Origin of the sequence: Longibacter sp., from assembly GCF_051155795.1 — a bacterium.
In the GTDB taxonomy this organism is placed as follows: Bacteria; Bacteroidota; Rhodothermia; order Rhodothermales; family Salinibacteraceae; genus Longibacter.
Map to the genome: position 1 here is coordinate 1 of NZ_DAXETW010000167.1, position 10,345 is coordinate 10,345.

General features: G+C 61.6%; 12 protein-coding genes and 1 pseudogene. 4 read left to right on the top strand and 9 right to left on the bottom strand.

Annotation, left to right across the window (positions count from 1 at the left end; all coding sequences use genetic code 11):
- The 8 genes from ACFCU0_RS15635 to cruF form a co-directional block, all read right to left on the bottom strand.
- Nucleotides 1-341: LD-carboxypeptidase (locus ACFCU0_RS15635; RefSeq protein ID WP_434974615.1), on the bottom strand; the 341-nt coding region annotated here is incomplete at its 3' end.
- A 70-nt stretch (nt 342-411) separates the two neighbouring features.
- Complete coding sequence (gene corA, locus ACFCU0_RS15640) at nt 412-1,527, bottom strand: magnesium/cobalt transporter CorA (protein WP_434974616.1); 1,116 nt, start codon at nt 1,525-1,527, stop codon at nt 412-414.
- Nucleotides 1,528-1,568: 41 nt separating this feature from the next.
- Entirely contained in the window at nt 1,569-1,925 is a 357-nt protein-coding gene (locus ACFCU0_RS15645; protein WP_434974617.1) for a LapA family protein, read from the bottom strand.
- A gap of 56 nt (nt 1,926-1,981) precedes the next feature.
- Nucleotides 1,982-3,100, bottom strand: a complete 1,119-nt coding sequence (locus ACFCU0_RS15650; RefSeq protein WP_434974618.1) for a glycosyltransferase — start codon at nt 3,098-3,100, stop codon at nt 1,982-1,984.
- Nucleotides 3,101-3,137: 37 nt separating this feature from the next.
- Nucleotides 3,138-3,761 carry a hypothetical protein gene (locus ACFCU0_RS15655; RefSeq protein WP_434974619.1) on the bottom strand — a complete coding sequence of 208 codons (624 nt, stop codon included), beginning with the start codon at nt 3,759-3,761 and terminating at the stop codon, nt 3,138-3,140.
- A gap of 7 nt (nt 3,762-3,768) precedes the next feature.
- Nucleotides 3,769-4,479, bottom strand: coding sequence for an acyltransferase (locus tag ACFCU0_RS15660; protein WP_434974620.1), 711 nt, complete (start codon nt 4,477-4,479; stop codon nt 3,769-3,771).
- 112 nt (nt 4,480-4,591) lie between these two features.
- Nucleotides 4,592-5,503: a phytoene/squalene synthase family protein gene (locus ACFCU0_RS15665; protein ID WP_434974621.1), complete on the bottom strand. Its 912-nt coding sequence runs from the start codon at nt 5,501-5,503 to the stop codon at nt 4,592-4,594.
- 57 nt (nt 5,504-5,560) lie between these two features.
- The gene (gene cruF / locus ACFCU0_RS15670; protein ID WP_434974622.1) at nt 5,561-6,433 is read right to left on the bottom strand and encodes a bisanhydrobacterioruberin hydratase CruF; all 873 of its coding nucleotides are present in this window, start codon (nt 6,431-6,433) and stop codon (nt 5,561-5,563) included.
- Between the two features lie 284 nt (nt 6,434-6,717).
- Here cruF and ACFCU0_RS15675 point away from each other — a divergent pair, with 284 nt between their 5' ends.
- From ACFCU0_RS15675 to ACFCU0_RS15685, 3 genes are all read left to right on the top strand, one after another.
- Complete coding sequence (locus ACFCU0_RS15675) at nt 6,718-7,416, top strand: WbqC family protein (protein ID WP_434974623.1); 699 nt, start codon at nt 6,718-6,720, stop codon at nt 7,414-7,416.
- A 63-nt stretch (nt 7,417-7,479) separates the two neighbouring features.
- On the top strand, nt 7,480-8,061 hold the full coding sequence (gene dcd / locus ACFCU0_RS15680; RefSeq protein WP_434974624.1) for a dCTP deaminase: 582 nt from the start codon (nt 7,480-7,482) through the stop codon (nt 8,059-8,061).
- Nucleotides 8,062-8,256: 195 nt separating this feature from the next.
- On the top strand, nt 8,257-8,553 hold the full coding sequence (locus tag ACFCU0_RS15685; protein WP_434974625.1) for a hypothetical protein: 297 nt from the start codon (nt 8,257-8,259) through the stop codon (nt 8,551-8,553).
- Nucleotides 8,554-8,588: 35 nt separating this feature from the next.
- On the opposite strand, the gene ACFCU0_RS15690 is transcribed toward ACFCU0_RS15685, so the two are convergent.
- On the bottom strand, nt 8,589-9,512 hold the full coding sequence (locus ACFCU0_RS15690; RefSeq protein ID WP_434974626.1) for a dihydrodipicolinate synthase family protein: 924 nt from the start codon (nt 9,510-9,512) through the stop codon (nt 8,589-8,591).
- A 285-nt stretch (nt 9,513-9,797) separates the two neighbouring features.
- Between ACFCU0_RS15690 and ACFCU0_RS15695 the strand changes: the two are divergent.
- Nucleotides 9,798-10,345: pseudogene (locus ACFCU0_RS15695) on the top strand (hypothetical protein); the annotation flags it as partial.

Below are 10,345 nucleotides of genomic sequence, written 5' to 3' on the forward strand. Positions count from 1 at the left end.
GTGACGTCACTGTAGCCGACAACCCACTTCGGGCTCGCGCTTTCCGCGATCACGTGGAGGTCGTTCAGGAGACGCATGCAGCCGTACCCGCCGCGTGCCGCGATGACGGCGCGGGCGTCTGGGTCGGCAAGGGCGTACCGGAGATCATCGAGACGCCGTTTGTCCGGCGCAGACAGATACCCATGTGGGGACGATACCTCCGTGGGGCGGTAGCGGACGCGCACGTCGTACATCTGCTGCAGCACATCGAGGCCGCGCGCATACCGGTCGGCGTCGCGTGGCGCACTCGCGGGGGCGAGAACGATCACGGTGTCACCGGGGCGGAGAGGAGGAGGGATCATGGGGGTGATCGAAAAAGGCCAGAAGGAGCGGCGGGAGAGAGCGGGTGTATCGTAACCGATCCGGGTCCGCCTACAGCCAGCTCTTCCGCCGGAAATAATAGACCAGCAACGCCGCGATCAATCCCATGGCCGCCATCGTGATCGGGTAGGCATAGGGTGCGGAAAGCTCCGGCATGTTTTCGAAGTTCATCCCATAGATCCCGGCCACGAACGTAAGCGGGATGAAGATGGTGCCGATGATCGTGAGGACCTTCATCACCTCGTTCATCCGCGTTGAGAGCGCCGTCATGTACAGGTCCATGAGCCCGCCGGCGAGTTCCCGGAGCGATTCCACCATGTCCAGCACCTGAACGGCGTGCTCATAGGCGTCGCGAACGAACGGTCGGAGCGTTTCTTCCGGCCACAGGGGATGGGTCATCCGTTCCAGATGCGAGAGTACCTCGCGCATAGGCCAGGCGTGACGGCGGACGTAAACGAGGTCTCGACGGAGCTCGTTGAGGTCGTGCTGAACCTTCTCGTCGGGATCATCCATGATCAGGTCTTCCAGCGTTTCCGCACGCTCCGCCTGCGTTTCCAGTACGACGAAATAGTTGTCGATGATGACGTCAAGGATCGCGTAGGCGAGATAGGCGGGGCCGGCACGGCGGATGCGACCACGCCCGGACGCGATCCGGTCGCGGAGGGGATCGAGGATGTCGCCGGGGACTTCCTGAAAAGAGACGACACCCTCGGGGCGAATCACGAGGCTGACTTGCTCCGCGACGACGTGGCCGGCTCCGTCGTGGTTTCCGGTGTAGAGCATTTTCGACGAAATGAAGATGGAGTCGTCGAACGTCTCCACCTTCGCCCGCTGGCCCGTGTTTACGATGTCCTCCTGTGTGAGTGCGGTCAGTCCGAGACGTTCGCCCAGCCGCTGGATCTTGTCCGCTTCATGTACCCCCGTCACGTCCAGCCAGGTTACCGTGCCGTCGCCGGCGTTTAGAAAGCCGTCGACCGCCGCATCAACGGATTCCGGCCGCTGGAGGCGGTGGGTATCCGGCCCATAGGTGGTGACGTGGAAGGTTACCGGGGTGGAGCGTGCTTCCCCGACGAAAACGACCGACCCCGGCGCCAGACCGACCTTGTGCTTCCGCTTCTTGACTGGAAAGAGAAGGCGGTCGGCGGCTTGCCGCGTACGAGAGATCATGGAATCATCGGGCGGTCACGAAAGAGAGGGCGACGAAGTCCCTATGACGAGGTCTGGGACGATGTGGAAGGGTTCGAGCCGGCATCAGATGAGGACGACGACTTCTTTTTCCGCGAATAGCTCTCCGAGGACGGGGACTCGAAGGCCGACGGTCCCGGTGTTGGCGATGACGGTCCCCCTTTCATCTTCTTAATCTTTCGCTTGTCTCGGATGCGGCCGGGCAGGGTGCTGAGTAGGCCGGTTACGACGCCGATCGCAAAGGTGACGATCAAGATGAGGGCTTTCGAGCCCTGGGTCTGAACGAAGAGGAAATCCACGGCCATCGGGTCGTCGTTTTGGAGGGCGAAGACGACGGTTAGAACGGCGAGAATGAGGGCGAAGACGAGGGCGAAGCGCATGGTAACGGTAGTGATCTAACGGACAGAGGGCGACGAGGAAATGCGGAGCGTTGCACTTATGATTGTGGCGCCGGCTCCTTGGCGCGCGCGTCGCCAACCTGTCGTCCCTTCCAGGATACGCGACCGGACCAGTGCGAGATGGCGGAGTCAAGTTGCAGTGCACTTCCCAGCAGGTACGAGATGGGGGCAATCAGGGCGTACAGGGGGGAGAAGCGGGTCAGCCGGTCGGTCGTGCCTTTCAGCAGAACGATGCTGATGAGGAGGCCGGGGTGAACGAACGGAGACAGAACGAAGGTACTTAGAAAGAAGACATAGAGCGCAACGAACGAAGCGGGGGAGCCGCCGAGGATGAGGTACGCGTTTTTCCGAAAGCCCCGCCAGGCATCCCCGAACGATCGGTACATATAGACAGTGATTTCGTCTCGTACGTCGAGGAGAGCCGGTGTGAACCCTTCTCCTTTAAAGTACCGACCGATCTCGACATCTTCGAGAACCTTGTCTTTCACGGCCACGTGCGGCTCGTAGGTGTGGTACCGGTCCGCGCCGACCATCCAGCACTGCCCGTTCAGCGCGCCGAGAGACTTCATCCGTAGGATACGGACGAGCGGCCAGGGAAGTCCGGTGAGGATTGCGTTTGGAACGAGGCTGACGAGGACTTGGGCCGCCCCGCGAAGCCGGGGCAGGCCGGTCGCGACCGTGTCATCCGGCAGCGCAGACTGGCGCTCGACGATGCGCTGGAGCGCCTGCTCGTCTCTCAATTCGGTGTCGGCATCAAGGAAAAGGTACCGGTCCCCGTTCGCGTGGGAGGCGGCCACGTAGCACGCGTGCGGTTTGCCGAGCCAGCCGGGAGGCGGCCCATCACCGCGAACCGCCCGAAGTCGATCGTCGTCTGCTCGTTGCAGAACGTCCCACGTCCCATCCGTCGACCCATCATCGACGACAACGACCTCAAAGGCCTCGTACGTCTGTTTAAGGAGGGACGGGAGAAGCCGTTTGAGATTTTCTTCCTCGTTTCGGGCCGGGATCAGAATCGAGACGAATGGAGCCTGATTGATGGATGCCCGCGTCCGTTTCCGTCGAAGATAAACAATGTTGGCGAGGAGGGTGACCCAGATCAGAACGTGAACGCCGGCGAGGATGGGAGCGAGAACGTCGGCGTAGGGCAGGGTCGGCATGCGGTGCGGGGGACTGGTACAAGGGGAATGGGGTGGGCTACACGCTCGGCGGGTCAGCCAGAAACTGCCTGTAGAGCGGGGCCGGGTCGGTCGCGAGAAGGTCGTCCCGGAGCTTCTCCGCTTCCGCGGTTCGGCCCGATTCTTTCAGCGCAAGCCAGAGCCAGCTCCGGGCTTCCACATCGGAAATTCCCGCCTCCGGGTGTTCGTGCAGCACCTCGGAGAGGCTCCGGAAGATGTCGATGGCAGCGGGGACGTCCTTCCCGGCGATGTCGGGCCGAAACATCAGGGACTGTCCTTTCACGAGGAGCACGTAGGGTTCGTCCGGGTCCAGTGCCTCGGCTTCTTCGAGCCGATTCATCGACCTGCGGCCGTATCGGACGGCGTTGAAAATGTTCGTCTCCCCCGCGCGATACGCCCACAGACCGGAGAGCAGGGCAAGTTCCCGCGCCGAGGCGTCCGGTCCGAGCTCCTTCGGAATGCCGTCGATAACCGCTTCATCTTCCGTAAGCGGGTAGAGGCGGTAGCGCGCCATCAGCTCTTCCGTGCGCGTCTCCGCCGAGTCGAGCATGGTCTTGAGGGCATCCGCATCCTGCTGAGCGTAGTGGACCTGAGTAGAGTCGGTGAACGTGAGGGACACGGTCAGAAGGAGGATCGCGATCATATGAGGGTCAGAGGTAGCGCTCGAAGAACGGCGCGAGACGTGAGAAATCCCAGATGTCTGTGGGGCTCTTTCGACCGTCGAGGAGAATCGTGTGCGGACTCTCGGGCGCGGTCTTCCGAAGCGTATGCCAGAGATGCACCAAACGATCCCGTTCGGCTCCGTCGGGTGCTTTGTGCGGGGTGCCGGGTTGAAGGCAGACCGTCGGGTACTTGTCGCCCCAGGACGTCACGTCGATCGCGATGGGCCACCACGTCGCTGCGGGGTAAAGGCGTCCGAGTCGGTTGATGGCACCCGCGGGGAAGGGTTGGATGCTGGCGGCGGGAGCGTGGAGGTCCGCCTCGGGGAAATATGCCAACACGGTGCGTGGGCGCTCTCTGAACCGCCGAGCGGTTCGCCGGATGGTTGCGGCACGACGGCTGGCATCGTCCGTTGGAAAGGGTTGAGCTCCCACGGCAGCAAAGAAGGGATAGTGCTCCCACTCATTCATCCAGATGGTGGCCGGGCGCTGCAGGCACGTGTGGATGAGATACCAGAGAAGGTGCCCGTCGTAGAAATGGTGATGATTGGCGTACAGGATGACGGGCGCTTTGCCGGGCAGGCCGTGGGTCTCGGCCGGGGGCGTGTTGCTCATCCACGCCACACGCCGAAAGGTGGACCGGAGTTCATGCCGCATCAGAGCACGGACGGTCGCTGTGCCGAGACGCTTCAATATTGACATCGAGTACGGCGGTCGCAGGGACGAAGCGAACGAGATAACGGACGGATTCCTGCCGTGTAGCCTGAGCGACGTATCCGCGGGTTTAGACGTATCCGCGGCGTCGGAGGCGATGCTACACGTCTCTCAGGGTGTGCTTCCGGCGCTCGTAATTGTCTACGGCGACCAGAAAGAGCTTTCTCCGGAAGGATGCGTACGCGCGGTGATTCAGGTTGTCGTAGTCATTTGCACGCACCTCGTTCATGATCTCACGATACATCCGCGCGGCGCCCCGGATGCCGATGCGGCATTGCAACGGGAGCGCGTCGATGCCGGCGAAGCTTTCCCGGTAGCGCCATTCCGCCTCCTCCATGATTGATTCCAGGAGGTGCGGGTAGGCGTCGGGCACGTTGCCTTCGCGAAGGTCTTGCGTGTTGACGCTGTGATCGCGCAGCCACGTTGCTGGGAGATAGACGCGCCCGAGGGTACGCGCGTCCTCGCCGACATCCCGCAGGATGTTCGTGATCTGCATGGCGATCCCGAGTTTCCGTGCGGGGTCCTCAAGATCGGTGCGTCGGGTGTCGTCGCGGACGAGGAAGGGAAGCATCATGGCTCCGACGCTGCCGCCGACGAGGTTGGAATAGTGTATGAGGTCGTCGAGGGTGTCGACCGTTTGGCCCTCCAGGTCCCAGCGTGCGCCGTCGATCAATTCGTAGAGCGGCTCCCGGTCCAGGTGATACTGCTCGTGGACTTCGAAGAGGCGCCGCCAGAGGACGTCGTCGCCGGGTGGGTTGGCTGCGAGCGTCGCGTCGAGTGACCGGTGGAGGGACTGCAATTCGCTGAGCGTTTGATCGGCTCCGACGTCCAGCACCCGCTCGTCCGCCAGCGTATCGACGCGGCGACAGAACAGGTACAGCGTCGCGATGGGCATCTGAACCGATCGCGGAAGGAAGCGCGTTGCGAGGGAGAACGTACGCGAATGGTGGCGAAACGAACTCCAGATCCACCGGTCCTCGTCGGAGCGGGTGTCGAGCGTAGCCGTCGACATAGGGCAGGAAAGGGGAACTCAGGCAGGTCGGTCGAGGGCGGCAGGCCACGCGGCGGTCTACGCCTGCTGGGGCTGTGCTGTCTTGATTGAGGCCTCTCGCCGGTTCGACAGGTAGATCACTGCGAAGGGGAGGGCCGTCGCCAGTCCGCCTGCCAGAACGGCGATGTAAAGTCCCTCCAGCAGGCAGATGCCGAGCGGGAACGCGCAGTTCACCACGTAGAGCCAGGGGGCCCACGGATTGGTTTCTTTCAGGCCGCCGCCGATGAACTCGTATCCAACAATGATAATCAGGGACACGACCAGCCACCCGATCCAGTTCGACAACGGCATCCCATAGTAAAAGCCATCGACCGTGTACGACCAGAACGGAACCTGTCCTTTGGTCATGGCCGGATCGAGGGATACGTCCCACAGCACCATAAAGACGGTGCCGAGCAGAACGCCCGTCCACCGCGAGCCCGTCGCACGGCGTGCAAGGTCCAGCGAGACGAGCGCCATGGCAAACCAGGAGGGCGGGATGAAGTAGGGGACGTGGTCAAACATCTTCGGTCCCAGCCACTGCGTGTACTCGTAAGCCCCGAACGGTAGAGCGACGCCGTTCCACGTCGCAAAGCCGGTTGTCCCGATCAGTTCGCTCGCCCCGCCGATGAAGCAGCCCCAGACGACGAAGAAGGTCATTCTCTTCCAGCCCAGCGACACGCCGTACATAAGGACGGGGAGGATGGCCAGCATGGCCATGAACGTCCATGTTGGCGTTTTGACCAACTTATCGTACATCGGGCCGAAGATTTCCCAGGCTGCCGGAAAGAGCTTCAGGAGCAGCATTCCCAGGAGACTAAACACGACCGATCCCACCAGGAGCCAGAATCCAAACCGGAAGAGCTGTTCGATGGAATCATTGTAACCCTGAGAGGCGGTATCCGTGGGCATACAGAATCGGAAGATCGGGTGGGTGAAGGTGAAAAACCGCGAGGCGCTCGGAACGGGGCGCGCCAAGCCGGCGGATGGGGTGTGTAGCGCGGGTCGGCCGGGAGGATGGATGGCGGACCGGGCCGGCGTCGGTATCCAAGCTATGTAACGGGCCGCTCGGAGTGAATGAACGTTTCTGGAAGGAGGTCCGCCATCATGCGACGAACTTGCATATGGTCGAGCGGCACAGGTTGTTACTCATACTTGAACGCGACCTTTCCCGTCTCTGTCTCGAACCCTGCTCGATGATCGCCATTCGTCCGCCGGAGTATTTTCCTCGCTCCGTGTATATGTCGCTGATGCAACACGCAGATCACTTCGTGCTCGCGGACACGTTTCAATACAGTCGCCAATCGTTCCAGAACCGTAGCAAGCTACGCAATCCGAATGGGTGGCAGTGGATTACGGTCTCGCTGAAGGGCTATGCGTACGGCGATCCGATTCGAACCGTCACCGTTGATAATGACGACCGCTGGAAAGAGAAGCACTGGCGCGCCTTCATGTACAACTATCGGTCGACGATGTACTTCGAGTTTTATGAGGACCGCTTTCGGACCGTGTTCGACGAGGACGACCACAATCGGCTGGGTGCGCTGACGTGCCGGACCGTGGAGATTCAGGCTGAGCTGATGGACCTTGACACAACGATCACCCGTGCGTCGGATCTCCCGGGAGAGCCCGACACGGTCGGAGCCGTCCTGGACGCGCTGGATATTCCAGACACGCCCCTGCTCTGTGGCGAGGATACGGTTGAGGTCGACGCGCGCAACGAACGCGAAACGCGCGTACTCAATTTTGACCTGGAGCCCTACCATCAAAACTTTGAGGGCTTTGAGCCCGGCATGTCGGCGATGGATTTCCTGTTCAACTACGGGCCGGATGCGGCTGTGCGGATCGCAGACGCCGGTTCCGTCTCGGTTTTCGACCCGGACACGGCGGAATAGCACGTCGGGACGACCCGCTTCGAGTCCCATTACTGATTCTTTTCACCCAGATTCAGACATTGAATGATTCTCCCCGACCATGATATTCGGCGCCTCGCGACAGATGCGTCGATGATCGACCCGTTCGTTGACGGCCAGGTTCGCGAGAACGTCGTCAGCTACGGTCTGAGTTCCTTCGGGTACGACATGCGCATCGCAACCGAATTCCGGGTCTTTACCCCGAACATCCACAACAGCGTCGTGGACCCGAAGCGTATCGATGAGCGAGCGATGGTGGAGTATGAAACCGAGGATCACATCTTGATTCCGCCGAACTCGTATGTGCTCGGGCGGTCCGTCGAATATTTCAAGATGCCTCCGGATCTGCTGGCGATCGTTCTGGGGAAATCGACGTACGCACGTAGCGGTATCATCGTGAACGTGACGCCGCTGGAGCCGGGGTGGGAGGGGCATGTGACCATTGAAATTAGCAATGCGACACCGCTCCCGGCAAAGGTGTACGCGAATGAAGGCATCGCACAGGTCGTCTTTCTTCGGGGCGACGTGCCCGAGGTGTCATACGCCGACAAGAAGGGCAAGTACCAGCAACAGCGTGGGATCACATTGCCCCGAATGGATGATTCTGAGGACGGTGCGACCGGTTAGCGAACCGCGGTGATTGCTCGCCCGCCCATGGTGCGGCTGCACGAAGCGGATTCGCGCGGGGCGATCCCTGCCTTGCTCCGGAGTACCGTTTCTGGCCTTGCCCACAGAAGAACCCGGAGGGAGCCGTTCGCCATCACGCGCGTTCCTTACGGCCCGATCTGATCTAACCTCTCTGTCAGTGAACCTCTGTTGACCATGAGCACGGAAGCTTCTTCTAGCGAGGATACACAGACATCGTCCGGGTGGTCGGCGCGTCGTATTCTCGTGGCGATCTTCTTCGTCGCTCTGGTGGCGATTGTGTCGTACAGTGCGATCACGCAGTTCGAAGGTCAGCCATACATGGAGGTCCCTCACGGCGACCATGTGCACTACGTACCGAAGGACAGAGACGAGGATGTCCCGCTTAGCGACTTCCCCACGCAGGAACCCGCACCCAACGAGCGTATTCTTCCCGACGGTCGTGTTGTCCAGGTGGCGCCTCGCGCGGAGTAGGATCCAGCCGAGCATCCCGCGGGCCCGACGCCGTGTCACGGGTCGGTTCGTGTGCGGTCGAGCCTGGCAAGCTGGTCCAGCACGCCAGCAAGTTTTCGTTTCATCTCCTCGGACGGCTCCGCCACCGGCGGGCGCGTCCTTTTCCATCCGGCGTCCCCCGTCTGCTCGGCGAGCAGGCATTTTACGGCGGTGATAACGGGGTACTGACCGATGTCCATCCGCAGGCTCGTCAGGCGGTCTTGCGCATCGCCGACGTCCTCCCCGCGTTTCAGTGCGTCGTAGACTGCCCGGGCGAGCGGCGCCGTGACGTTGACGGTGGCCGAAATGCAGCCGGCGCCATTTTCCCCGAGGATCGGTGCCAGGTACCGCTCTGTTCCTGCGAAAATGCGCAGGTTCGGAAAAGAGCGGCAGAGAACCTGCATGTGATCCCACTCGCGGCTCGAGTCCTTGACACCGGCAATCTGATCGCCATGGGCATCGACGAGATGCTGGATGATCGGAAACGAAATATTGACCCCGGTCAGGTCGGGGAAGTGATAGAGAAACACGCGCAGCCGGTCGTCGTCGACCTCCCGGATGAGCCGGTCGTATGATGCGAAGACGCCGTCGTCGGAGATGACGGGGAAGTGGAATGGGGGAAGCACAAGGCAGCCGGCGACACCGTGTTGGGTGGCGTGACGCGTGAGGGCAACCGTATCTGGAAGGGGACACGCGCCCGTTCCGATCAGGAGGGATTCAGGACGGACGCCGCGATCGACAACAGCGTCGAGCGTGTCGCGTCGCTCGTCTACGGTGAAGGACAGTCCTTCACCGGTCGTGCCGAACAGGAGCACGAAATCACATCCCAGATCTTGAAGGCGCTGGATATGGCTCGCGAGACGGGCTGCATCCGGACGTTCATCTTCTGTAAGGGGGGTGCAGGAAGCAGCGATCACGCCGTGCGGTCGAGACGCATCCATGGTAGACGGCATTCAATGAGGGTTCGATGTTTGAAGGCGCCGTGGCCGAACCGACGGGACGGTGGGGCATGGCGTCGTGCCGAAAAAAGGTACAATGCCGGAGCCGGCTTTTCATCCCGCCAACCCGATCGGTCTTAAACCGGTGCACGGGATCGGCATGGACACTTTGTACCAGGCTCCACTATATTGCGGGCACCGTTAAGACGGCGACGAGCATAGCATCATTCGGCATGTCAACGTCGGCCTTTTCAACCTGTTTTGTGCCGCTACTCCATATCCCCGCACATGGTTCGTCGATGCTTCGTGGTACCAGTGATGATTCTCATCATCCTGTTTGTCGTCCCCCAAACGGTGGAGGGGCGCGTGGTGCGCGTCGAGGTGGAGGACCGTTCCGTCGTTTATGACGGCGAGTCGACCGGCCCGCATGGGCGATACGAGGTCGTCCGCGGGAAAATCTACTTCGCATTCGATCCTGCGCATCCGCGAAACCAGAACATCACGGATCTGTCCCTCGCGCCGAGAAACGACCGGGGAGAGGTGGAGGCATGGACCCGGTTCGTCTTAATGCAGCCGACCGTGGTTGAGATGCGTCGCGGCATCGGCATGGTGGAGATCGTCAATCGCGGCCGACCGGCCGCTCTTCGGTACTTCAACGATGCCGGCGGCTCGTTTGAGGATTTAGCCTCGGATCCGGCGTCGCTCGGGGACCTGCTCCTTCTTCGTCAGGGGCTAACGTTGATGTGGCTCGGCTGGCAGTGGGACGTGCCACGCAACGAGGGTCGCTTTCGGCTCCATGTGCCCCGGGCCCAGCATTCGGACGGCTCGCCGATCAC

What these genes read in the sequence shown, in the direction of transcription:
- corA (WP_434974616.1), bottom strand. Translation starts at nt 1,527, where the DNA reads ATGATCTCTCGTACGCGGCAAGCCGCCGACCGCCTTCTCTTTCCAGTC.
- ACFCU0_RS15645 (WP_434974617.1), bottom strand. Translation starts at nt 1,925, where the DNA reads ATGCGCTTCGCCCTCGTCTTCGCCCTCATTCTCGCCGTTCTAACCGTC.
- ACFCU0_RS15650 (WP_434974618.1), bottom strand. Translation starts at nt 3,100, where the DNA reads ATGCCGACCCTGCCCTACGCCGACGTTCTCGCTCCCATCCTCGCCGGC.
- ACFCU0_RS15655 (WP_434974619.1), bottom strand. Translation starts at nt 3,761, where the DNA reads ATGATCGCGATCCTCCTTCTGACCGTGTCCCTCACGTTCACCGACTCT.
- ACFCU0_RS15660 (WP_434974620.1), bottom strand. Translation starts at nt 4,479, where the DNA reads ATGTCAATATTGAAGCGTCTCGGCACAGCGACCGTCCGTGCTCTGATG.
- ACFCU0_RS15665 (WP_434974621.1), bottom strand. Translation starts at nt 5,503, where the DNA reads ATGTCGACGGCTACGCTCGACACCCGCTCCGACGAGGACCGGTGGATC.
- cruF (WP_434974622.1), bottom strand. Translation starts at nt 6,433, where the DNA reads ATGCCCACGGATACCGCCTCTCAGGGTTACAATGATTCCATCGAACAG.
- ACFCU0_RS15675 (WP_434974623.1), top strand. Translation starts at nt 6,718, where the DNA reads ATGATCGCCATTCGTCCGCCGGAGTATTTTCCTCGCTCCGTGTATATG.
- dcd (WP_434974624.1), top strand. Translation starts at nt 7,480, where the DNA reads ATGATTCTCCCCGACCATGATATTCGGCGCCTCGCGACAGATGCGTCG.
- ACFCU0_RS15685 (WP_434974625.1), top strand. Translation starts at nt 8,257, where the DNA reads ATGAGCACGGAAGCTTCTTCTAGCGAGGATACACAGACATCGTCCGGG.
- ACFCU0_RS15690 (WP_434974626.1), bottom strand. Translation starts at nt 9,512, where the DNA reads ATGGATGCGTCTCGACCGCACGGCGTGATCGCTGCTTCCTGCACCCCC.